The 24,898-nt window shown below is 48.4% G+C and carries 18 protein-coding genes and 1 pseudogene; 6 read left to right on the top strand and 13 right to left on the bottom strand.

The annotated features are described in order from the left end of the window. Positions 1-234 precede the first annotated feature (234 nt). Genes ACYUJT_RS17475 through ACYUJT_RS17465 form a run of 3 tightly spaced genes read left to right on the top strand, consistent with a single transcriptional unit; the run spans position 235 to position 3,867 of the window. Positions 235-1,644, top strand: a complete 1,410-nt coding sequence (locus tag ACYUJT_RS17475; RefSeq protein ID WP_460324504.1) for a spore germination protein — start codon at positions 235-237, stop codon at positions 1,642-1,644. 12 nt (positions 1,645-1,656) lie between these two features. Beyond that, a complete protein-coding gene (locus tag ACYUJT_RS17470) occupies positions 1,657-2,727 on the top strand; it encodes a GerAB/ArcD/ProY family transporter (RefSeq protein ID WP_460324502.1) in 1,071 nt (356 codons plus the stop codon). 6 nt (positions 2,728-2,733) lie between these two features. Then, positions 2,734-3,867 carry a Ger(x)C family spore germination protein gene (locus tag ACYUJT_RS17465; RefSeq protein ID WP_460324500.1) on the top strand — a complete coding sequence of 378 codons (1,134 nt, stop codon included), beginning with the start codon at positions 2,734-2,736 and terminating at the stop codon, positions 3,865-3,867. Between the two features lie 48 nt (positions 3,868-3,915). On the opposite strand, the gene ACYUJT_RS17460 is transcribed toward ACYUJT_RS17465, so the two are convergent. The 5 genes from ACYUJT_RS17460 to ACYUJT_RS17440 form a co-directional block, all read right to left on the bottom strand. Further along, entirely contained in the window at positions 3,916-5,388 is a 1,473-nt protein-coding gene (locus tag ACYUJT_RS17460) for a PTS transporter subunit EIIC (protein WP_460324498.1), read from the bottom strand. Between the two features lie 283 nt (positions 5,389-5,671). Then, entirely contained in the window at positions 5,672-6,169 is a 498-nt protein-coding gene (locus ACYUJT_RS17455; RefSeq protein WP_460324496.1) for a PTS sugar transporter subunit IIA, read from the bottom strand. Positions 6,170-6,192: 23 nt separating this feature from the next. Next, the gene (locus ACYUJT_RS17450) at positions 6,193-7,059 is read right to left on the bottom strand and encodes a PRD domain-containing protein (RefSeq protein WP_460324494.1); all 867 of its coding nucleotides are present in this window, start codon (positions 7,057-7,059) and stop codon (positions 6,193-6,195) included. 244 nt (positions 7,060-7,303) lie between these two features. After that, positions 7,304-10,531, bottom strand: coding sequence for a cellobiose phosphorylase (locus ACYUJT_RS17445; protein WP_460324492.1), 3,228 nt, complete (start codon positions 10,529-10,531; stop codon positions 7,304-7,306). Positions 10,532-10,658: 127 nt separating this feature from the next. After that, entirely contained in the window at positions 10,659-11,663 is a 1,005-nt protein-coding gene (locus tag ACYUJT_RS17440) for a LacI family DNA-binding transcriptional regulator (RefSeq protein ID WP_460324490.1), read from the bottom strand. Between the two features lie 198 nt (positions 11,664-11,861). Between ACYUJT_RS17440 and ACYUJT_RS17435 the strand changes: the two genes are divergently transcribed. Together ACYUJT_RS17435 and ACYUJT_RS17430 are read left to right on the top strand one after the other, a co-directional pair. Then, entirely contained in the window at positions 11,862-12,038 is a 177-nt protein-coding gene (locus tag ACYUJT_RS17435; RefSeq protein ID WP_460324488.1) for a hypothetical protein, read from the top strand. 121 nt (positions 12,039-12,159) lie between these two features. Next, complete coding sequence (locus ACYUJT_RS17430) at positions 12,160-12,489, top strand: hypothetical protein (protein WP_460324486.1); 330 nt, start codon at positions 12,160-12,162, stop codon at positions 12,487-12,489. Positions 12,490-12,616: 127 nt separating this feature from the next. On the opposite strand, the gene ACYUJT_RS17425 is transcribed toward ACYUJT_RS17430, so the two are convergent. The 4 genes from ACYUJT_RS17425 to ACYUJT_RS17410 all read right to left on the bottom strand — a co-directional run bounded on the left by ACYUJT_RS17425 (position 12,617) and on the right by ACYUJT_RS17410 (position 17,467). Continuing rightward, positions 12,617-13,789 (bottom strand): Ger(x)C family spore germination protein, encoded by a 1,173-nt coding sequence (locus ACYUJT_RS17425; RefSeq protein WP_460324484.1) that lies wholly within the window; start codon positions 13,787-13,789, stop codon positions 12,617-12,619. Next, positions 13,786-14,886, bottom strand: coding sequence for an SLC5/6 family protein (locus ACYUJT_RS17420; RefSeq protein WP_460324482.1), 1,101 nt, complete (start codon positions 14,884-14,886; stop codon positions 13,786-13,788). The genes ACYUJT_RS17425 and ACYUJT_RS17420 overlap by 4 nt, the downstream gene beginning before the upstream one ends. Next, on the bottom strand, positions 14,879-16,204 hold the full coding sequence (locus ACYUJT_RS17415) for a spore germination protein (RefSeq protein WP_460324480.1): 1,326 nt from the start codon (positions 16,202-16,204) through the stop codon (positions 14,879-14,881). Before ACYUJT_RS17415 ends, ACYUJT_RS17420 begins: the two co-directional genes overlap by 8 nt. Before the next feature lie 180 nt (positions 16,205-16,384). Then, complete coding sequence (locus ACYUJT_RS17410; RefSeq protein ID WP_460324478.1) at positions 16,385-17,467, bottom strand: diguanylate cyclase; 1,083 nt, start codon at positions 17,465-17,467, stop codon at positions 16,385-16,387. Between the two features lie 493 nt (positions 17,468-17,960). On the opposite strand from ACYUJT_RS17410, the pseudogene ACYUJT_RS17405 reads away from it, so the two are divergent. Continuing rightward, a pseudogene (locus tag ACYUJT_RS17405) lies at positions 17,961-18,047 on the top strand (YbaB/EbfC family nucleoid-associated protein); the annotation flags it as partial. A 47-nt stretch (positions 18,048-18,094) separates the two neighbouring features. Here ACYUJT_RS17405 and ACYUJT_RS17400 read toward each other — a convergent pair. The 4 genes from ACYUJT_RS17400 to ACYUJT_RS17385 are packed head-to-tail and all read right to left on the bottom strand — an operon-like array spanning position 18,095 to position 24,889. Beyond that, the gene (locus tag ACYUJT_RS17400) at positions 18,095-20,653 is read right to left on the bottom strand and encodes a beta-mannosidase (RefSeq protein ID WP_460324476.1); all 2,559 of its coding nucleotides are present in this window, start codon (positions 20,651-20,653) and stop codon (positions 18,095-18,097) included. A 26-nt stretch (positions 20,654-20,679) separates the two neighbouring features. Next, positions 20,680-22,257 (bottom strand): response regulator transcription factor, encoded by a 1,578-nt coding sequence (locus tag ACYUJT_RS17395; RefSeq protein WP_460324474.1) that lies wholly within the window; start codon positions 22,255-22,257, stop codon positions 20,680-20,682. Next, on the bottom strand, positions 22,238-24,001 hold the full coding sequence (locus tag ACYUJT_RS17390; protein WP_460324472.1) for a sensor histidine kinase: 1,764 nt from the start codon (positions 23,999-24,001) through the stop codon (positions 22,238-22,240). The genes ACYUJT_RS17395 and ACYUJT_RS17390 overlap by 20 nt, the downstream gene beginning before the upstream one ends. Positions 24,002-24,046: 45 nt before the next feature. Then, complete coding sequence (locus tag ACYUJT_RS17385) at positions 24,047-24,889, bottom strand: carbohydrate ABC transporter permease (protein WP_460324470.1); 843 nt, start codon at positions 24,887-24,889, stop codon at positions 24,047-24,049. Between the last annotated feature and the right edge of the window lie 9 nt (positions 24,890-24,898).

Here is a 24,898-nt window from a genome sequence, read left to right as displayed (position 1 = left end):
AACATTAAGACTACCCTCTAGCTGTAATAATATTGTATTATCTTGCGACTCAAGTACCTTCTTTTTATCACTGAATAATCACAAGATCAAGTTTAAATTATTCTTAAAGTCTTGTGCTAGAATCTTCTGGAGATAGCAACCCTCGATCTCAAAACCCTGTTCAAGAAAATGTATATAATCCCATAAAAGGTGCAACATAATTCCTGAGCTAGTAACAAATGAAGGAGTATTTCCATGAAGAAAGAGTCGACCTTAGAACATGTCATTTCCGAATTTGGAGACTGTGTCGATTTTGTACATCACACCTATTTAGACAATCAAATTGACCTGCTCTACTGTAGTTCCCTGATTGATGCGAACAGTCTTTATCGAAATATTGTCGAACCTCTAGAGCATATTCAAGTAAGGGATTTGCCGCGTTTATTGGATCAACCCAACTTCAGCCTAACCACAGACAATAAATTATTGGTGATCGAAATCGCATCAGGACAGGCTGCCCTATTTTTCCAAGGGGATGCTTACCTTATTAATGTTGCTGGATATCAATCTCGATCAGTATCTCAATCGGAGAACGAAAGCGTAATTACAGGTCCGCATGATGCTTTTACTGAATTGGCTGAAACTAACTTGTCGCTGATCCGAATGAGGATCAAAAGCTCACATTTAAAAGTAGTCAAAATATCTGTGGGAGAAGTAACCAAAACAGATTTCTATCTTTTATATATTAAAGATCTGGTGAACATGGATTATGTGGAGAAGATCAAGTACCGTGTATCTAATATTGAAATTGACTCCGTATTCGATACGAACATGCTGCTTCAATATATTGATGACTCCCCTTACTCCATTTTCCCGCAATTTCTTACGACAGAGCGGCCGGATGCGATCGCCTCAAAGCTCGTGGCGGGTAGAGTTGTAGGCATGCTGAATGGGAGCCCGAGCCTCTTTAGTGCCCCATCCTCCTTCTTCGAGTTTGTTTCCTCTTCCGATGATTACTACCAGCGCTGGCTGCTTGGCAGTGCAATTCGACTTTTAAGATTTTTGGCGCTTGTTATTACCCTTGTATTTACAGCGATCTATGTATCTGTGACAACATTTCATTATGAAATGATACCGGAGAATTTGCTTCTTACCTTGACGGAATCCAGAAATAAGGTGCCTTTCCCTCCTCTTTACGAAGCACTTTTCCTGGAGATTACAATTGAGTTGCTTCGAGAGGCAGGAGCCCGACTGCCTACCAAGATTGGTCAAACTATCGGTATCGTGGGGGGAATCGTAATCGGGCAAGCTGCCGTTCAGGCGGGTCTGACCAGTAATATTCTCATCATAGCAGTGGCGTCTTCTGCGATCGCTTCGTTCGTGACCCCGGTATATATCATGAGCGCTTCAGTTCGACTGCTGCGCTTCTTCCTTATTATTTTGGCAGGATTATGGGGGAATTTTGGAATTGTCGCTGGAATTGGGGCTATCGTGATTCACATGAGTGGACTTACCAGTCTAGGCACATCCTATTTGACGCCCGTCGCCCCATTCAAACTTAATGATTGGAAGGACACATTTATTATCGCTCCTTTCAGATTTTTGGTTGAGAGACCAACACAAAGCAAGTCGCCTAATCCCGTCCGGAATAAAATGAAGAAATAAGGAGAGGCGGACATGACAGAAAAACTTTCACCATTCCATGCAACCATCCTAATTTATATGACCCAAATAGGTATGGGTTTGTTCACTCTTCCCCGGTTGTTAGCTGAACAATTTGGTACCAACGGATGGTTGATGCTGCCTATTGCCTTTTTACTTTCCACCTTGAATATATTGTTAGTTGCGATGGTTTACCGTCTTGGACAAGGGAGATCAATATTCCAAATCCTGGAGCAGTCACTTTCTAAATTCATTCTATATCTCCTCTATTGGGTATTGATCGGGATATGGTCAGTAACCGGGTGCCTGATCGCAAAATATTATATTATTGTATTTCAAATGGTAGCTTATCCAACTGCGAATCCGACAATTTTCAAATTCATTGTAGATATATTACTTTTCTTTCTCATTATTAAAGGGCTATATAATATCGCAAAAGCCGCTACAATCTTCTACTGGCTAACGGTTCCGTTGCTTTTATTAATGCTATATTACTTCAAAGATTTCGAATGGGCACGTTTAACCACGTTTGTGTTTCGCGATCATCATATGTCAGCATCTGGTGCGTTAAATCTATACTTTAATTTCATTGGGTTTGAGGTTGGTTTATTGCTTTTTCCTTATATTAACCGGAAGACCAAGCTGATTAAATCCCTGTTAGTTAGCAATTCAATGGTTGTTATAGTATACATCTATGTTTGTTTTATCACTTTCGGATTTTATGGTTATAAGCATTTAAGCACCCTACAATTTCCAATCCTCAACATCCTTGCTTATATTCAGTTGCATATTTGTTCAAGGTACGGAAAATTTATTTTATGGTTTCTTCCTTTTCTCCATTTTAATCACCGCAGGTATGTATTTATGGGCAGCATTGGAAACGACGACTCACACGATGATTCGTGCTCCCAAGAATCTCTTGGCTTTATTTTTAGTTATAGCGGTCTTCGGCATCGCACTAATTCCAGATACACTCATAGAAGTTATACATTGGTCCAGCAATTTCGGGTATCTGTCAACGGGTGTCGCTATTGTGTTACCTGTTCTTTTGATTATCTTGCTGCTGACACAAAGAATAAGAGGTGAAATTACTTGAACAGGCATCAACTATGGGTACTCGTAGCTGTAGTGCTACTTTGCGGTTGTGGCTCCGATGAACGAATTATTGATAAAATCGGGTTTGTGCAATCTACCTCGCAAGACCTGTTACCCGATGGACAGCTAAAAATTGCAGTCAGTGTACCAATTGCTAACCCTGAAATCAAAGAGGGCCGGGAATTTCTGCAGACGGAGGCAATCAGCAGTAAGGTCGGCCAAATGAAACTGGCCAGACAGACGAATCTGAAGTTAGTCAGAGGACAATTACGTATCATTCTATTTGGCCGATCACAAGCAGAGCAAGGGATCTGGGATAGTATTGGTTCATTTTACCGAGACCCTACCGTGTCCGAAACGGTGAAAATTGTCATCGTGGACGGGGATGCTGCAAGCTTACTGAGCAAAAATTACGGGTCTTTTCCCCGAACGGGCAAATACATCGACGGGATTATTGCAAGAGAATCAGGCGAGCATATCATCCCGAAAACTACGCTTTATTCCTTTTTAAGAGACTATTACAATGACGGACAGGATCCAATTGCACCAACTATCAGAAGTGAAACAGACAGCATAGCTGTTCAGGGGATCGGGCTATTTCGTGATGATAAGTATGTGGGTGAAATAAATTCAGAAGAAGGAACCATATTTACTTGCCTCTATAGAAGCTTCAAAAGGGGTGAGTTCACCGTAAATTTAACTGAAGAATCAGACAAGAACGTATCGGTCTTCTTCGATTCCCTACAAAGCAAAAGAAAGGTTAAATTAGTACGTACAAATCCAGGCTCCCCCGAGATCAGGCTCCATCTTAAAGTAAAAGCATCGGTAGTTGATTATCCGGGTGAATTAGACCTTAGCAACGATGGAGATTTGCAAGATTTTGAGCGAAAGGTTTCTGAAGAAATGACCCGGCGAGGGAATCAGATTATTAAGAAACTTCAAGAGTTAAAGGCCGATAGCCTCGGCGTTGGGAATTTTGTTCGAAACAGCATGAGCTACAAAGACTGGAAGGAAATGAACTGGAGAGAGGAGTATTCGAAATTAAACATTACATGCAACTTCACATTTAAGGTAAAAGACTATGGATTCCAGCATCATCACCATAGACCGCCTCCCAAAGTTTCGGGATAAAAAGAATAAGGAACAAAAAAGCGGGCAAACGCCCGCTTTTCGCCTTTTCTATATCATTTTTTTGATTTCATCTTTAATGGATTCCGCCTGGGGGCCAAAGACAACCTGAACCGCTCCTTGACCGAGACGCATAACTCCTGATGCGCCTAGTTTTTTCAGCTCGGAGTCCTTGACCGCAGTTTCGTCCTTCACAATTAAGCGCAGGCGGGTAATACATGCGTCGATGCTTACGATGTTGTCGGCACCGCCAATATTGTCCAGCACCTTGGCTGCTTTTGATGATTTAGGGCCACCAGAGCTTTCAACTGCTACTGCTGTATCGTTACCTGTTTCAGGGGAAACCTCTGTCTCATCTTCATCCTCACGTCCCGGGGTTTTCAGATTCAACTTCGTGATTAGAATCCGGAAGAGGAAGTAGTAAACCACAGCAAAGGCCAAGCCTACCGGGATGAGCAGCAAAGCGTTCTTGGACATCTTCATATTCACCAGATAGTCGATCAAGCCGGCAGAGAACGTGAAGCCTAAATGTACGTCCAACACATACATGATCAGGCCGGAAAGACCCGTCAGAACTGCGTGAACCACATATAATACCGGGGCGACGAACATGAACGCGAACTCAAGCGGCTCGGTAATCCCCGTCAAAAATGAAGCAAGAGCCGAACCCAAAAAGATGGAAGCAACGAACTTGCGCTTGGACGGCTTAGCCGTGTGAATAATGGCCAGGGCCGCCGCAGGCATCGCAAACATCATGATCGGGAAGAAACCGGACATGAACATTCCAGCTGACGGGTCTCCAGCAAAGAAGCGCCACAGGTCACCGTGAACGACTTCGCCGGCAGCGTTGGTGTAATCACCGATCTGGAACCAGGCGATAGAATTCAGCACGTGATGCAGACCGAGTGGGATCAACAGGCGGTTGGCAGTTCCGAATATGAACGATCCGATGCCGCCTAGTCCCACAACCCAGTTGCCGAAATCGGCAATCACGTCTTGAATTGGACTCCATACCATACCGATCAGAACCGCAAGCACCATCGTGGAGGCGGCGGTGATAATCGGCACGAATCGCTTACCAGCGAAGAAACCGAGCCAATCTGGCAGCTTGATATTGTGGTATTTGTTGTACAGGAAAGCGGTCCATAAACCGACAAAGAAACCGCCCAGCACACCCATATTCAGCTTCACGTCATCCGGTATGAACGGCATTTGCAGCGGAACTTGAGCGAGCACTTTCGTGAATACCATATACCCGATAAATGCCGATAAAGCAGCAACAGCATCTCCGGCAAAACCGATCGCAACACCGATCGCAAAGATAAATGGCAAATTGTCCAGAATCGCAAGCGCGCCAGAGGTCATAAACGGTGTAACAAACTGATTGAGGAAACTTCCGACAACCCCTAACGGAATATCATTTTGATAGTCGATCATCCCAAGCCCCTGCAGAATACCTGCCGCAGGCAATGTAGCCACCGGCAGCATAAGAGACTTGCCCAGCCTTTGTAATTTAGCCAGCATTCGAATCATCCTTTCGACTCAATAATTTAGCACTGCTCTTAGCCCTAACCATGAAAACGTTTACAATATGTACCGGGTAGGCACCTGCTTTTCTTCCCTGGCCGCCAGAAATGAAAAACCGCTTCGGGGAATTCAACAAAAAAAGCCAAGAATAACAATGACTACATTAGTCATGTCTTCTTGGCTCATGCCCACATTCATGGTAACACGCCTTAAAACGTATTCATTTGATGTTGTTATATTAATTCAGCCCTATCCTATTGTCAATAACAAAAAATGTTATTTAGGAACTTAGAGTAATACTTAGAACGTAATCGCTGCCTGCAGTCACATTTCCGGTATGTCCCTCAACGGATGAGGCCAACTCAGCGGCATTGGTTACGATAACCGGCGTGACGACGGGATAACCAGCGGACTTAATAGCTTCAATATCGAATTCAATTAGCGTTTGGCCTGCTCGAACCGCATCCCCCGCCTCCACATGGCTTGTATAGCCTTCTCCTTTCAAGCCTACAGTGTTGATGCCGATATGGAACAGGTATTGGAGACCGGTCGCTGTTTCCTCCAACATAATAGCATGCTTGGTTCTAATGACATGGGCAACTGTGCCGTCAAAAGGAGCAGTCAGACGCCCTTCGGATGGCTCAATTGCGATTCCCTGGCCCATATATCCTGCGGCAAATGCCTCATCCGGTACCTCGGAAAGAGGGATGGCTTTACCTGTTAGTGGAGATTGAACCTTTACCACTTTTGTGGATTTCTTTTTAAAGCGTTCAAACATGATGATTCCTCCTTGATCCACTACTATTTATTTTGTGTGCGTCCGCGAAATAGGCGATATAGATGCATAGCCAAGAAGCATACCTCCGCCTCCGGTACGATCCTGCCCAAATCCTGCTCCATCTCGCCCGCCAGCTGTCTCGCAAGCTTGTACTCGCTGATGAATTGGCTTTTAATCTGATCCGCGAACGGATTGTCTACATTCACCGAATGATTCAGGATCCGGTCCACCGAAAATCGCAGATGCATCAGCAGCCGGACATGATCCATGCTACCGCTTTCAAAGGCAACGCCGCGTTCTCGCTCGATGATTTCGATAAGCCGTCCTACCATATTGGATGCCTTGACCAATTGTCCTACCGGAACGTGGCTGACGGCGGAATAAACGTGATACGTCAAAAATCCCACTTCATCCTCGGGTACTTCGATACCAAACGCTTGGCCGATCATGTCCGCTGCCTTCAACGCAATTTCATATTCCCTGGGAAAGCTGATCTTCGTCTCTTCGAGGAACGGGTTGATAATATCCATCCCTTTCCGAATCCGGTAAATCGTAAATTGGATATGGCTCGGAAGCGCAAGATATACCTTGTCATTCAGCTTGCCCGGAAATTCTTTGCTGATACTGTTCAAAATTTCATCGGTGATCTCCAGCACTTTTGGATCAAATTCCTCCAGCAGGCGATACTCATTTAACTGCTCCTGGTCCTCAAGCTTGAACAGCTTCTCAATGCGATGATCATCCGAGGCGATCGTCCCGCCCACTTTCGTGCCGAAGCCGATTCCTTTGCCAAGTATTACATATTCGATTTCTTTCATCCCGCCGCCGTGCACCAAAACGACGTTGTTGCCGATCACCCGAATGACCTTAAACATCTCCGGCCCACTCATGTCGAATCCCCCCTTCTTCTAAGCTTAATCTTATTTTGGCAAAAGGGTTATCAAAAAAACAGAAAAAGCCAAGAAGAGACCTCCATACAACAGAGGCTTCCCCTTGGCTCATGCCCGCAAACGGTAACACGCCACCACATCGTGGTTTATAGAAAATATAATAGTTCAAATGAAAAGGCGAGTCAACACAGGCCAAACATTGGTAAACAATAAAATACTACATAACACATGTACGCTGAGAAAATCAGCTCAAGTAAATATCGATCGCTGCCACTTGGCCATTCCGGACTTCATGCGCCAGTTCGCCGCCAATGACACCACCGGCGATGTCGGCTGTGGAACCATCCTTCTTCGTCAGCTGAATTCGCTCGACTACCGACTTATCTGCGCCGAACGTATCCGCCTTACGCGGATTATGGTAGGTCACCTGAGTGTTGCCAAGGAATTTAAATGCGACTTCCCCTTGCTCGTCGAACAACCATCCCGGCAAAGTCGGCTCAAAGGCCAGCTGCAGCCCGCCGTCCTTGACGCTGAACACCTGACTGCCCATCATCATTTTGATCCACATGCTGATAAACTCTGCGGTCGATCCGCTTAGTCGTGCTACAAAACCGCGGCCATGCACATGCGGGTCAGGGTTGACGCTCGTAGCAATAAACGACGAGTTCTCCAGCGTACTGCGGCCGTAGACCGCAGGATCCAGGAACGGAACAAGGGACGTCTTCATTTCGGCAAAAAACTGCTCATACAGCCCGCTCTTCAGCAGCGCCAGCAAATATTTATAGCTCATGTGGAGGAACACAGACTCCCGCTCCAGCCAGCCTGGCGTAAAGGCCCGAATCCGGCCGATCTCCTGGGATTCGCCATTCAGGCTCACCGAGGTTTTGTACATCTGAATCTCCTTATCGAACAGGTCGCTCTGCCGGATCAGCTCATACGCTTTCTCGGCTTGCGCCTTGTCGTCGATCGTCTTCAGCCAGCGGGCTGGCCCTTCAAGGAAGTGCGGCAAAGGCTTCGCTTCGAACTTCTTCACGATGGCCTTCGGCAGCCCATAGCCGCTAATGACAGGCTTGCCCTGTGCATCGGTAACATGCTCATATTCCACCGCTTCGAAGACGAAATACGTCGGCGTCAGGCCATCGCCCAATTCAATGGCCCGTTCAATGCCTTGATCGATTTTCCCCAGCATTTGCTTGTAAATCGAACCTAACTCGGCAAGTGAAATCTGCTTCAGTTCCCCGCTGATTCCGAAGCGAATCTCACTGCGGTACTGCTCGCGAGCCACAGCCACTTGATCCCAGTAATTGAACTGCTCAAGTTCTCCGGCAAATTGACGCTGCACTAACTGGCTTACCCGTTCAAGCAGTTGATACATCTCTTCTGGAAGCCCCACCTGCCGATCGCCGTACATCCCGCTTGCCTCGATCACCAGGTTCACGATCCGCTTCAGTTCGAATGTCTCGCTCATGCCGGAGCCGAACAATCCTGGCAGGCCGTTCATCGCATCGTTCCAGCCCGGTTTGTCGCCTTCCATTTCCACGCCCATGCCGTAAGGGTCAAGCGTCGCGAATTTGTTCAATGATAACGAGATCAGCTTGACGAACAGGTTCGTGCGGAATATCTCGCCCTCACCATGCTTCGTTTTTAACCAGTTCGTATCATTGAGGGACAGGCCGAACCTCTGCATTTTCTCCTCATCATGCTCCAATGCTCCGTATTGGCGCACCTTCGTTCCGCTGATAACGTATTTCTCGCTTCGAGGGAGCACCCGTGCAGGGCTGTCGAAGAACGTATATACCTCTTCCCCGAACAGCAGCTTCTCTTTGCGATCCGGAAAAATATCCAGATATCCCTCGACGAGATCCATATTGTACGTCCAGTGATCCGACCAGTACCCTTCGCCGAAGGCGGCTTCGATATTCTGCTCCGACAAGGACAGAATCCCCGTCAGAATCTCTTCCTCGCTGCGTCTTAGGCCTGCGCTCTTGTCCGCCAGCGTGGAAATAACTTTGCCCGGTGTAAATTTGCCCAGGCAAAGGACCTGCAGTTTCTCGGCGATCTGCGGGTTCGATACCGAAGTTACCAGCCACTCCTGCAGCCCAGCTGTTTGCTGCTCCGGCACGGTAAAACTCGTTCCCTCAACACCAAGCGGGTTGTAGCCGTCCGCCTGAATCAAACTGAAGAATGTCACGATATTGAACGTGCCGACGCGCGGATTGAAATAGATGTCATTCCTGCGATTCTGGTTGGCATCGCGGAAGTTCCCGTTCCCTTGGGAGTAATACTCCGGCGCGATCGAGAAGAAATTGTAATCCCGCTCCAAATCCCCGTGCTTGCGGGAATACAAATGGATGACGAACCCGTCCCGGCCGTTCTCAAACAGGAACGGATAGCCGCCCCGCAGGAAGTTGTCCATGTAGCTTTGACGGCAGTACGCATCAAATAGCGGTGAAGCCGTCCGGGTCGCGATATCTTCGGTCAGTTCCTCCGTCAATTGGGCGGCCTCCGCCTGCTTCGTGGCAATGTACGCAGGACTAGCGATCGATGGGGCTTTCTCATTCAAGCGCTCAATGCTCTCGATATGCCCGATCAACGTATATAGCGTAGTCGTCTCGCCAGCTGCCAATTGCGCGGATACCCCCGTGAAACCACATGGCACCTTATTCGTGCAATACTCCGGCTCCGCTGTCAGTTCGGCGAGGGAGCGCTCCGCAAATCGATCCGGGTAAGCCAAGGAAGTATTATCGCCAAAAATGATCTGGAAATCGACAATCGGCTTGACGATCTTTCCGTCCTGTCCAAACGAAAGATAGAAATGGCCGCTTTGCACCTCGCTTACCTCCGCACTGTCGCTCGTGCTGGAGCGAACGCGGTAATAAGGGATGTTATTGTCCAAATTGTATACTTCCATCCAGCTCCGCAGCAGGTTCCCGACTTCCTTATACCCGGCATTCTCCACGCCGTAAGGAAGAATTTCCGGCAGACCGTCCAGCAGTTCAAGCTTCATGGGCTCCCCAGAAATATTGGTAATCTCTACTTTTCGCACCAAAGCGGCATAGTCGTCGTTAGGCATTTGGAAGTAAGTGATCTTGATTCCGATCCCTTGCTCCTTGTTCACTTCCTCAATCCCGATCTCGTTCGGAAGTATAACCATTTTTCGCTCAGCCGCTGCATCCGGAGCCGCACTTTGGAATGGTTCATAGATTCCCTTAGCGCCTTCCCGCTTGATGAAGGTTCTGAAGCCTTTGGATGATACCGATTGGTACGTGATGCTTGCCGGAGAGAACTCCATAATCGGGCTCTTCTTGTCGCGAATGCCGAAGCTGCAGACCGCCTGGCCCCGGTTGACGTAGAACGTCCACATCGGAATCCCCTTTAAACCAGCCAGACCAGGTAAGAAGCTGGAAAAAGGCTTCGCCTTATCGAACTGCTTAATAACGAATGCGTCCTGGTCAAATGAATAGTTAGACATGCTGTTACCTCCATTTATCATTTTGTTTCTCATTCCATCTGTTTCCAAGATATTCTCCGATTAACAAAGGGTCGAAACCGGTTTCGATTTGTTTAAAAAAACAAGCCGGCCAACAAGCAGGCTATAACTACAAGGGGCGGCATGAATCGCGTACAACCAGTTCGACCGGAAGCATATCTCGCTGTAATTCTTTATGGCCTTCTATCGAATAGATTAACATGTTAGCGGCCCTGCTGCCAAGTCCGTATGTATTCTGGCGGATCGTTGTCAGGGCGGGTGTCAAATATTTCGCCATTTCAATATCGTCAAAGCCGATGACGGAGATGTCTGTGGATACGGTTACCCCGTGCTCCCTCATCGCAATCATCGCGCCGACAGCCAGATTATCCCCGGCAGCGAATACGGCCGTAGGGCGATCCTGCAGTTGAAGCAGCTGTTCCATCGCCTTCCGTCCGCTCTCGACGGTAAAGTCATAACTGCCTTGCACAATGAACTCCGGGTTAGACGGCAGGCCGCGCCGCTGCATCGCTTCGATGAAGCCCTGCATCCGCTTCTCACCGGCAAAGGAATGTCCGCCGCCGATATGAGCGATGGAGCGGTGCCCAAGCGAATATAAATAGTCAACGGCAATCTCGCTGCCCTGAATATTGTCGGAATAGATCGTGCTGGCATGCTCCGAATCGGAATCTAGCAGGACGCAAGGAATGTCCGCCTCAACCAGCTCATGGAAATATGGGTCGGTATAGTCCGGCAAAATCACGACGATACCATCGACGCCGCGTATTTTGCAATGCTCCAGATAACCGCTGGGCTTCCCTCCGATATCCTTCGTAATGAACATCAGATCGTAGCCTTTCGAGGTAGCCACCTTCTTGAAGCCTTCAATGACACCGCCGAAATAAGGGTGCAGAATACCGGCCCCTGACGATTCATTGAACAGTACGCCGATCGTCCAGGAACGCTTGGTCGTCAGCGACCGGGCATGAGCATTCGGAACATAATCCAACTGCTGCGCTGCCTCGAGGATTTTACGGCGCGTCTTCTCGCTAACGTCGGAATAGCCATTGAACACCTTGGATACCGTGGTCGGCGAGAAGCCAGTTAACTTGGCAATATCATAAATCGTAGTCAAAGCGTTTACTCATCTCCTGGTACATTCATCCGAGCATGGTCTCATACGTGGTCAAGCAAATTGTAGTCGTCCCGGCCGCATCAAGTCAACTACAAATGTGACATTTGCAATTGTTTCAACCTCTGGCATGGCGTTTAAAAATTACACAAGCAGCAAACTTTCCGATTTCGAATTTGAGAGGATAAGGAGGTAAAGTCCATGTATGAGCCTCGCGAACGCAATGAAGTGAGTAACGTAGACGTAGAAAGAAGAGACATTCAGCAGAAATCCGAGCCAAGCAGGGTTGCTTCGACGTTCATTAAATATGCGGCATATATCATTCTGTTCTTCGGCTTTCTGTACTTCCTCGTAAAATACGTTTTTCCAATGTTCTAACTCATGCCAAGAGTGTCAATTATTTTTTAAAATTCCTTTCCGTTTGAATATCGCTATTCGGGGTAAACTCCAATTAAGAGCTTAGCTTCAAGGCTGAATACTATAATGAGGAGGAATCCCCTTGGCAGAACATTCAGAGCACTCCGAGTATCCGAAGACCGAGGCTGCTGATCATGAGTATAAGCGATATCAGGTATTGAGAGAATACCGGCCGGAGAACGACATTCCTGGAGACGATTTGCTTCCGCATGATACCCGCATCACCCAAGCGCTTAGCGAGGACGACACTGCTTCTGGGGAACACGTAGAAGGTATGCGGGATAGCAGCGATTTTCCCGATGTGCCCGATGCCGATGAAATCGCCGCGAACAGTCCCGCAGATCCTGCAGCCCCTGACCCGGATATCGTACCCGGCATCGACATACTGAACGGCTATGATGGGGAAGAGTGATTCATGCCGATTACGATGAATGACATGCTCAAACCGGTTTGATGCATTCTCAAAAGAACCTCTCCCCGGATTATCTGGGGAAGAGGTTCTTTATTGGCATTGTAACTTCCGCTTAACCCTCTTGCTTCTAACGGATCATGCCCGAAAATTTTACCTGCACATCTGCCTTGACGCTGAATTCCAATTCAGGGTATATCCTTTTCCATTCCTCAATCTCCGTAGCGTTGTTCCAATTCATAGCGCTGTATCTTAACCCCCATCCGAACGGATCTAACCCGGTTCCATGGACTTTGACAAGAAGCTGCTTAATATCCTGTTCCCACTTCTCGCTGGCCGCTTTGGAAACGGCTCTGAGAATTGGCCCTGTCGTTTCAACAGCTTTGGTATTATCCTCCAGTACCGCCCTGCCTCCAACTTTATACTGCACGACCATTTTGCCCTTATTCGATTTGGTCAATTTGAATTTCGATCGGTTAGTTTCCATATTGTAGCTGTATATATTGCCATCCATTTCTACATTGAAGCTGGTTCGTAGTTGTCGCTGGGTTAGCAAGTTAAACAGTCTTGTCTCGTCGGGTGTTAATTCGGCGCGTATTCTATGATTATCCAGCAGCACCGCTTTATTAATCAGAAGGGTGTCCTCCCCTTCCTTCTCCACGATAGGAAGAATTGGATCCAGACCTTGCTCCGTCAAATGACGCCGTAAATTATAGGAGAACGTGCTGACGATGAAAGGTGATTCAGTTCCTTCCTTCCCCAAGCTTAAAATGAGGTAATATGCGGGAACCCGCTCGCTTTTCGGACGAACGCCGAGCACTTCCTTGGCAGTAGGTCTGGCTACTCCGTTATAAGCGATTAATTGAATATCCCTGCGCCTGACCATCCAGTCGATCATTTCAGAAATATCGTCCCGGGCATAACCCTCTCCGAACAATAACGTCTTGCAATGGCTGAAATCCAGCTCTTTATCCACCTTTGATTTCATCATGCGAACCGCCTCCGGAATACTGCTTGAAATTTGAGAAATAACAATGGCTTGCTGATCACGCTTTGTCGGATCTCCTTCGGGAATAGCCAGTTTGAGCGAAACCTCGACCAAATGCTTACCCTTGCCTTTGCCTTTGCTTCCCTCTCCTTCTCCTCCTCTCTCTCCGCCTTGCCCGCCCTCTTCCTCCGTTTGCACGGAATCGATACCGAAGCCCAATACGAACGCGCGCCGGTCCACATCCTTGAATAGGCACCCTGTTAGCAGCAGGGACATCGTGCATAACAGGAATACAAGCGACAGGTTTTTTCTCATGCTATCTTCTTCCTCCTCCGGTATGCGACAAAGACCGTAGCTAACAGCAGCAACTCTCCGGGCAGGCGCACATTCAGAAACCACTGTCCATACATCGTCAATTTCACCTGATCAAAATAGAATCCCATCAAGAGCGTTCCTGCCGTCATCAGACCAAGAATCCACCAATCCTTATTCGAAGCTGCTTTTGATCCCTTCGTCTTTTTCTTCATCAAAAAACCTTTGACTAATTCTAAAGCGATATGCCAATGAATAACAGCAGTAACTAGCGACAAGGCTAAGTAGCTGAAATAAAATATGAACAGCACGCGTTCCACGATAAAAAACTCACTGCGAATAGCATCTGCCGTCGAAAACCAGGTATATACCTGATGTTCTACGCCGATCGTTCCGTGATAGCCAATGGGAACAAGCAGCGTAATTAGCAGGACCATTAGTCCGGAAACCGGAATCATCCATAAATGCCTAAGCTTTAAGCTTTTAAAAGAGCGATTGAAAATGGCTAGGTTCACATAACCGGTAAAAATAAAGGAAGCGCCCGCAATAGAGTTGTATTTCGGCATAGTCCAAAGATGGGTGATGATCTGCATGACAGCATCCCAGCTGAAATGCGGATTAATCAGCGCTTTGAACAGCATATAAGCAACCAATGGACAGTTAATGATCAAGGTTGTCTCGAGCGCATACAAAATAGATTCCGTTTTTAGACGGCTGCTGATAGTAACCAGCAATAGAAAACCAATGAGTGCAAAGAACGGAGATACGTCGGGGCTTATGAAACGGAGTGTAATATCAACAAAAGACACTAGAGTGATAGCCCCGGATTCATACCAAAGGAAGGCGAAAATGCAAAGCAAAGGAATGCCTATAAACCGGGGGAGGGTGTCATTAACAATTTCAGGAAGCCCCTCCCCGGGAAAATGGCTGATGATTTTCGTAAATATGACCAACAGCGTCGTCCCCAGTAGGACCGAAACCAAGATGGACATCAGCGACCCCTCGAACCGGTTGTCGATCAAGACGCGGGGCACGAAATTAATGATGTTAATTAACGCTTGGCTCGTAAATAAATAATAGAAATACCTTTCATTAACCATGCTGCTTATCTCCCTTACCGCGATTGGAATTTACCGGGAATATTTCCAGGTACGGCTTTCCGAAGCTGCGCATACCCGACAGATACATCACGATTCCCACCGTACTTACCACGATGCCGACTAGCCCGAACGTTGCCGCGAAGAAAATGAGGAAATATTTAAGTACACGCACAGTAAAAGCCATCATATTCAAGGGGATGACAAAATTGGAGATGGCGACTGCCGAAACGATAATGATCATGATATTACTGACCAGGCCGGCCTGAGTTGCCGCTTGCCCTAATATGAGACCACCTACCGTCGTCGCCGTCGGTCCGATCGCCTTCGGAAGCCTCAAGCTCGCTTCTATAAGAAACTCCATCATAAGCAGCATCAATACGACTTCGATGAAGGACGGATACGGCACGGCAGCCCGGCTGCCCGCGATTAGAAGTGTGATTTGAATTTTTAATATTTCCGGGTTATACGATGTAAAGGCCACATAGAAAGCTGGGAGAGTAACTGTGATCAGAAGGCCGATGTAACGGATCAGCTTCAAGAAAAAGCCGACTAACGGAAGCTGGATTTTGTCATCCATCGCCGTGAAGAAGTCGTTGAACACAGATGGCGCTATCACTGCGTAACCCACCGTATTCATAAGCACAGCAACCTTGCCTTTAGTTAAGTTGAATACGACCCGGTCGGGTCTTTCCGTTACGACCGTTGTCGGGAAAATACGATATTTTCGCTCACTGAGGTACTTCTCCAGCTCACCCGCCGATTGCAAAATATCAATCTGTATATCAGAGAGACGCTTCCTCAATTCTTCTAAAACTTCCCTATCCACCCGGGAATCGTCGTACATCACAACAACCGTGGTTTGGGACAATTTGCCGATCGTTAGCGGCTCGATCTTCAATTCTTTGGATTGGTAGCGGCGGCGAATCAAATTGACGTTGATTTCGATATTCTCGGTCAGGGCATCGTTCGGTCCTTGAACGATTGCCTCCGTTATGCTGGAGGAGATCCCGCTAAACTCTATTTTCATCGCGTCAAACAAATAACTGCTGTCCTTGATTCGAATGAAAATATAGCCTTTCATGACAAACTCCATAACCTGCTGTTTATCCTTGGTTTTCTCGCACCCTGGAAAAGAAAAGATGTAGTTTTCATACTCTTGGGCATCCATCTCATAGCTGGGTACGACAATGAAGCGTTTAACCGTATCTGAATCGGTCAGGCTTTTCAAATAGATCATTTTTATGTCGTCGGAATTGCCCAAGGATCTCTCCTCGAAATCCATCAAACCGGTCAATTGTCCGGCTAACCATTCTTCCATCCTTTGATCTTTGCGCTTCGTTGGCATATCGAATACTATCCTTTCGCTTTGCAGATCTTTTACAGAACTCCACTCAGTCTGCGTTATTGTTCCAACGAAACGGATAAATCATACATTTGTCTTTCTCGCTTTCTACGTGAAGGCGGCTCCAGCAACTTAGTATTCCACAAAAAAAAAGGCCTAGCGTTCAGCACGCCAGACCTGATTCCTTCCCGATTCCTTTGCTTTATATAATGCTTGATCCGCCAAATCCAGCAGCTGCTCCTCTCCGATGTCAGGGTATGTCGCGCTGCCCGCGGAAACCGTCAAATGAATAATTAATCCCTGCGGCAGCAGGAACGGCTGTTCCTCCACATTGGTCCGCAAACGCTCAGCGATATTAGCGATCTTGTCCCTATTGCAGTCCTCCACAATAACGACGAACTCCTCTCCGCCTTTGCGGGCAATCCCATCACCGGGACGAAACGTATCACGCAGCAGGTCGGCAAATTGGGATAATACAGCATCGCCTGCTGCATGTCCGTAGGTATCATTCACCTGTTTGAAATGATCGATATCTACCATAAGCAAAGTAAAGGGGATATTATACCGCTGGAAGGATTCTATTTTTTGCTGCAGCAGCACTTCGAAGGCCCGGGCATTGTACAGCCCCGTAAGAAAATCGCGGTGAGCCGCCTCCTTCATGACGCGGAGGGAATCCCCCGACTTTTTCAAATATTGCAGCATCGAATAAGTGAAGACCCCGCCAAGGACAAATACAACACTGAATATCATAAGCGCCTCTATACGGTCATTTCCTTCCAGCGTGCAATAATAAACGAGATCCGAAGCCAAAATACATAAGCCTAATGCGGTTAGCCATCTAGTAAATGAAAGTCTCGGGATACGAAGGAGGCAAATAGCGATAAGCAGCGTGACAATGGCATTTAGGCCTCCTCCGAAAATAGATACATGACTTACCCCATGAAGAAAAAACATCCGATAAACCGAGATGATCAGGGTCGCGATCCCTCCTGAGGTTATGCCGCCTAGGTATACCGAGATCAATATCGGAAGCTGGCGAAAATCAGCGAACACATTGTCCGTAATAGGAAAAGTAAAATACATGAGCACAACGCCAAATAAACCTAATGCAAGTCCCAGCACAACGCGTCTGCTTCTTTCGTTCAGGCTGCTGTTCAGCAAATATTTGGTTCGGAACATATTCCCGAAGAATAAAAAAGTCGTTAGAGTCGTGAAATTATTGAACAAACTCTCAAACATCGAACATCCCTCGCTGGATTGAAATTGACATCCCGAGCAATGCAAAATACCCTACCCTAGATTGATGTAAGCATACCATATTATTAAGGTGTGAATGATTAATTTTCGCTAAAAATCGATATTATTCGACAAAACACTCATAGTTTACTTAAAATCGCATGATCATAAGTTCTACAGCGTAACGGACACCAAAGGCGTTATTTTCGCTTTCCCTTCCTTATTCGCAAGCCTTACGGACACAGCGGACCTTATTACCCATTTTAACCCTAAAGTTGGGCCTAATTCGCATCATTAACGGAAACTCTGTCCGTTAGCACCCAAATTTGCTGATTTTTTTGAAAATAGCGGAACCTCGGTCCGTTCGTATGGCGATGGATACAATCCCCAAATAAAAAGAGACCAGGATCGACTCCCGGTCTCTAGATTTGAGGCATTTGCCCGGCCTACTATGTTAATTCAATATCGGTGTTCCAGTCCCATTCGGCGTACTAGCGGCGGCGTAGTTACTGTAGAAGTCAATGGACATAAGAAAGTATTGTCCATCAATATCAAACCGGATTGCGGATATGGAGATCAAATCCGTTTTTTTCACCGTAATCAAAACTGCAGCTTATTCAGCCTTACTGTTCATCCATTCAGCGCACTGACCCGCAGCTGATCCAACTTTACCGGCTCACCGTCCAGATGACGAATGCGAACCGTCCGCGTCTCGCCTGGCAGCAGATCGAAGAAGTTGTCGCTGAAAGACACATGCCCTTGCGGCACATCCAGGACGACCATCCGCGCCAAATGATTCTGCGCCGTGATGCTTACCGTCTGCTCCTGCTCATCAACCTGCACCTGCAGAGCAGCAGCCGGCATGTCCAAATCCTTCTGATCGCGCAGGTAATATAAGTTGCTTGGAGCTGCAAAGCCCTCGGACGACAACTGTACAACGACCTCCTGTGCTCCCTTGCCGCCAAGCACCTCGCTCTCAGCCAAGCTGCCGAGCTGGACGGCCGCGTTGGCCGGAATCGATGCAGCGAACACACGGCTATACACCTCTGCCCCCGCAAAATCGAACACCTTCAGTGCCACCTTGCCCTCATAAGCCTGCAGTGAGTCATTGACCGCCCACACATGAAGCGGCTGCCCTGCGTCATGGTCGATCGACAGCAGCAGCGGGTGATAGAACTTCTTCATGTAGTAATACGATGCCTTCGGCAGCAGCTCATAATCGATGACGGACCAGCTCGTCCCCGGCCAGCTGTCATTGAGCTGCCAGACCAAAGAACCGCTGGTGCGATGCTTGTTGCGGCGGTAATGCTCAATGCCGTATTTTAAGCCCTCGGCCTGCGTCAGCATCGAAAATTTCATGTATTCTTCGATCGTCTGAGGAACACCCGTATATCCTTCCATCAACAAAATGCCCTTTTGATGGTTCGTATCCTTGTTCCGGTAGGCCATTTCCACACTGCCCCAATAAAACTCGCCATCAGGGATATTTTTCTCCAGCGTATAGCGATTGGCGGAAGCGTGCATGCCGAACTCGCTGCTGAACAATGTGAAATCCTTCTTGTAATTTTTAAACGTAACACCTTCCACGCTGTAATCCAGCAGCGGCGCTTCCCCGAATTTACGCGGGTACACGGAGCCGTGCCAGACCTGCCAATTATGGCGGTCCCCGATATCCGGATCATTGGCATCATTGCCGCCAAACGGCGAAGACGGCCAGTACGCTCGGCTATCATCAAGGACCTCTAGCACTTCGGGTATCAGCTCGTGGTAGATGCTCTCTCCATAGAACGGACAAGTAATGTCCCCGCCCGACGACTTCATGTCGTACAGCCAGTCGATTTCATTGTTGCCGCACCATAGCGCGAGCGAGGCCCGGTTGCGCAGACGCTTCACGTTATAGACGACTTCCGCCCGGACATTATCCATGAAATCGCGGTTGAAATCCGGGAACAACGCGTTTGCGAAGGCAAAATCTTGCCAGACCAGCACCCCGAGCCGGTCGCATTCGTCGTAGAATACATCCTTCTCATAGATTCCGCCAGCCCATACGCGAAGCATGTTCATATTGCACTCAACCGCCAGCTCGATCAGGTGACGGTACCGCAAATCCGGGGCAGACCCGATAAAATGATCGACCGGAATCCAGTTCGCTCCTTTGGCAAACAGCTTCACGCCATTCAGCCGGAATGCAAAGGACGGCTCCCCCGCCTCGTTGTGCAATTCCAGCTCAATCGTACGTACTCCAAACGACTGCCGGTGTAGATCAATCTGCTCGCCGTCCGCAAATAACCGCACTTCCAGCTCATACAAATAAGGTTCACCCAAATCATGCGTCCACCAGTAACACGGCTGAGGCACAAGCAAGTCTATCGCCCCACGCTTGCCTTCCACGGGAAAACGCGAACTGGCAGCGGTTTCGCCTTCCTTGCTGAGTAAGCGCACTTCGCATTCCATCCGGTGCATGCTGCCGTTTAACGGCTCTTCCCTTTCACGGTCGTAGGACAACTGCTTTTTACGATACGCCTTCACGTCAACATCGACCCGCACAGTCGCCTGATCCTGAGCAGCCGCAGTCGTTCTCGCATATACGCTGTCAATCTTTGCGCGGACTCTCCGCTCAATCATCACCTTGCCCCAAATGCCGACCGTAACCATGCGCGGCCCCCAGTCCCAGCCGTAATTCATCGCGGCTTTGCGAATCCACGGGCGCTCTTTCGTATAGGACGACCACTGGAACTGTTCCTTGTCCGTATGATGCAAATAAAGCGGATCGAACTTCACCGCAATACAGTTCCAGCCGCGCCGTAAGACGCGAGTAACATTGAACGTATACGCCATCAGCATATTGCGCGTCGTCCCGATTTCGTGGCCGTTGACGTAAATCGTCGCAAACGTATCTAATCCCTCGAACGTCAGCTCAAGTTGATGATCGTCCTCGCCTTCCGGCCAGGTGTAGTCAAAATGGGTGCGATACCACCATTCCTTTTGCTCGATCCAGCGGCTCTTGGCATCGTTATGCCCGAAATACGGATGTTCGATGATCTTCCGTTCAATTAACGCGGAATGAACGTCGCCCGGTACCTGTCCCGTGATCCAGAAGCGATCATCCAAGCCCGGCGCGGCGATCTCCATTGGCTTCGCTTGGCCTACGTCAAAATGCTGAAGTTTCCATAGTCCTGTAAGCTCCATGTTCCCTCTCCCCTTCCGGCAAAATATCATAATTTCAATTCCAGCGTTGGTTCATCGCGGAATTCGCTAGGGGTTTTCCCCGTATACTTTTTAAAAATTTTGCTGAAGTACTTGACGTCCTCATACCCGACTTGGGACGCTACTTCGCTTACTTTGGCCGGGGATACCGATAAAATTTCCATCGCCCGGCTCATCTTCTTGCGAATGACGAAATCGCCAAAGGTCATCCCCGTCGACTTCTTAAACACCTCGCTTAAATGATTCGGGTGCAAATGCACATACTTCGCCACCTGCTGCAGGCTGACATCATGCTCAAGCTGTTCCTCGATAAAGGCCATAGCCTTATGAACATGGGCTGTCTGCCCGTCCGCATGCTGGGTATGATAGATTTTCATGACCGCATACAAATGCTGGAACAGCGCATCCTGCGGAATCATGACATCGCTGCGCCTCCATTGGAACGGTGCCGGTGTGCCGTCCAGCAACTTCTCCCTTCCGGTTGCTGTAAGCACCCGTTCAAGCCAACGATGTGCGGCAATCGCTACCGAATGCAAACATGCGGACAGCGACTCCAGCGTAGCCTGCGGATCCTGACGCTGCTCCTTGATGAATCGCTGCACCCAGCTTTTCAAAGCAATGGGGTCGCCTTCGAGCAGTATTGCCGACAGCTCAATTTCTTCCTCGTACGTGCATACCGTTTTGCCGCCCTTGCGCTGCTTGATCTCCTCATAGCTACACATCTTACTGTCGATAATCATCTGATAGCCGAAAGCTTCATCGGCGGTTAGATATGACTCATGCAGCTTCTCCAGCTGGAATACCGGATCGCCGGAAGCTACGAAGAGCGTGCACTTCATCATCGATTCAATATGGCGAATGGCCTGGCGATATTGGGCCTCCCCGTCGTTTTTGTGCGGGTCGAGGTAAATTGCAGCCACGATTCTTTTCTTCTGGATTATCGTTGTACAAGTCAGCAGATCGCATAGCATATTTTCGACGGCAAACAGCAGCAGGCTTTCCGAATGCGAATCGTTCCAGCCGTCAGCAGCGATGATCAACACCTGCTTCTTCCAGTCCCCGATCTGCTGTTCATGAATCGATGTTGGCAGGAAGAGCGGGGCTGACGACAAACCTCTGCCTCCGCCCGGATCCCCCTCAACGACCCACTGTCCAAAGGAGCGGCTGACCTCTTCCTTTTTGTAATGATAATTTTGACTTTCCGCTGCCCAGCTCTCCTGTACGCGCCGCTTCGCCTTAAGCACCGTCTTGATGATTTCCTCGGGTCTGCTTGTCTTTAATAAATAGTCGCAAACATCCTGGCGGATCGCCTGCTGGGTATAAGCAAAATCATCATGCCCGGACAGGATGATCACTTCGATATCCGGGTTGATTCTTCTCGCCTCCTCCGCAAGTTCAAGGCCGGTCATGCCCGACATGCGGATATCGGTGAGCAGAATATGCGGCCGTTCCTGCGGTATGCGCACCAGCGCCTCTTCCGCCGATGCAGCCGGCGGCAGTAAATCGATGCCGATCTCCTGCCATCTTATAACCTTGGCAAGCCCGGTTCTTATGATCACTTCATCGTCAACTATCATAATTCTCATCGCGTTCCTCCAGAATCGGAATAGAAAAGGATATTCTCGTTCCGGCATGCAGCCTGCTCTCGATCTCAAGCCCGGCATCCGGGCCATAATGCAGGGTCAGCCGGTCATTCACGTTACGGAGCCCGTAGCTTGCAGACGTAGAACCACGCATCTCCTTCTGCTCCTCATTCGAATGCAGATTGGCCCGCACGGCGGCAAGCCGCTCCTCGGTCATGCCGATGCCGTCATCGAGCACCAGAAAGCTCATTACTCCGCGCTTTTGCTCCAGATAAACGGTAATCGTCCCAGCTCCCTCTTTTTTCTGGATGCCATGGATCAAAGCGTTTTCCACCAAAGGCTGCAGCAGCAGCTTAAGCATATATTTATCCTGTAAATTCTCATCGATGATGAAATCGATATTGAACTTGTCAGGAAAACGGATCGCCTGCACCTGGGCATAGTTCTGAATATGGGCAATTTCCTGCCGCACGGGATAGAATTCCTTGCCTTGGTTAAGACTGATCCGTAAAAAGTCACTCAGCGCCTCCACCATATCCGCTATGCGCTTCTCATCGGCCATGAGCGCAATCCAATGGATTGAGGATAAGGTGTTGTAGAGGAAATGCGGATTGATCTGGGCCTGCAGCGCCAGAATATCCGCTTCCTTCTTCCTCGCCTCATTTTGAATCAGCTCCGCCTTCAGCTTCTCAATATGCCTGCCAAGCATATTATAGCTCGCTCCCAGCTTGCCGATTTCGTCATTCGATTCCGTCGGAAACAGCGGAAGCGGGGCATCCGGATCGATCTTGGCCAGCAATCGGGTCAACAGCCGCAGCGGGTTCGTCACGCGCTGCACGACAAACAAGATTAACCCGATGCTGATCATGACCGCGAGGGCTACAGCCGCGATCGTCAGCTGCAAGATGTAGCGGTTCTGCGCACTGTATTGATCATACGGAATCATTCCGATCAGCATCCAGCCGACGCTTGGCTCGCGAAAATGCAGCATCGTCTGCTTGCCTGCCCCCTGGCCATATGTTGTACTCCCGTACAGGCTCGCGCTGATTTCACGGGTCAATTCGGGATACAGTTCCTCGAGCGGCTGCGCCAGCCAATCCTTCTCAGTCGCCGACAAAATATGCCCCTCTTCATTAACAAGCGCAACCTGTCCGTGCCCTTCACCCAGCTTGGGCTGCGACCAATATTGGGATATCGCCTTCTCGTCGATGCTGATCGCCAACCAACCGAGATCACCATAATGATGGGTGCTGCGCAGCGGACGGATAAACGTGATGACATTTTTGATGCCCGAATAGTCTTTGATCTGGTAGACGCCAGTCCACATCTTATCCGTTACCTTACGAATATCGACCTGCTGCGGCAGGTCGGAATCATACAGTGTCGCCGTCGACATCGTTGTCGGAAACTTCTGAGAAACAATCGAAATATCGGCGATGTAATTTTTTGAGCTGGCCAGGTTCATCATCATGCCCACAATGCGCGACTTCACCTTCTCATCCTCGCCCGCCGAGCTTAAGAATTGCTGCACATCGCCTTGGCTGATCAGGAATAGCGATATATTCTCCACATCCTGAATAATGAACTTGAGATTCCCGTCCATCTGCCTTAAGGTTTCGATGCCTGACAGCTTCGTCTTCTCTTCCGTAACTCTGGATGAAGTAACGAACGCAAAAGAACCCAAAAACAGCAAAGGGATCAGGATGGAAACCAGCATCAAGATTGAAAGTTTTCGCCGTAATGACATTCCATCCACCTTCCCATGTTGTAAAATATGAAAGCTGCGCTCGATCTATCCTTTAACGGCTCCCGCCGTCATGCCTTTCATAACTTGCTCCTGGAATATCAAATACATGATAACCGTTGGAATTACCGATATGGTCATTCCCGCCAGCGTCAGCCCATAATCCGTCTGATAGCCGTCGGCAAAATTCGCGATGCCTAGCGGGAGAGTTTTCAGACTCGTCTTGCTAATGAACACGAGAGCAAAAGAGAAATCATTCCATGAATGCAGGAAGCTCAATATAGTAACCGTGGACAAGGCCGGCAAAGACATCGGCAGGATGACTTTGAGGAACAGCCCCCATACCCCAGTTCCATCTATGAAAGAAGCCTCCTCAATATCTTTCGGTATCGACATCAAGTACGCGGACAGCACAAAAATAGCCGTCGGCAATGCAAAGGCCGTGTAAGGCAAAATCAGAGCCCAATACGTATTCAGTAATTTGATTTGCTTCATTAGAATAAATAGCGGAACTAGCGTACTATGAATCGGGATCAGCATTCCTACCACAAAGAAAGCCATGATCATGCCTTTCATGCGGAACTGGAACCGGGCCAATACAAAGGAGGCCAACGCCGCGATGAATAATGTAACGGCCAGCGAACCCAGCGATACGATCAGCGAGTTCATGAATGCCGTGCCTAATTTGGCGCTCTCCCAGGCCCGGGTGAAATTCTCCCACTGCCAATTCATCGGCAGGCCGAACGGCCGGCTGTAAAAATCTTCATTCGTCTTGAATGCGCTAATAATCAGCCAAAAGAAAGGATATATCGTAACGATACCATATACACTCAAAATTGCCCAAAAAATTGACGATCTTATTTTTCTTATACTAAGCATGGTACTGCTCATTTTCTCTCC

The sequence above is a fragment of the Paenibacillus sp. YSY-4.3 genome (assembly GCF_054767475.1).
Note: the sequence above shows the minus strand (reverse complement) of the source record. Positions and strands in the feature narration are given on the sequence as shown.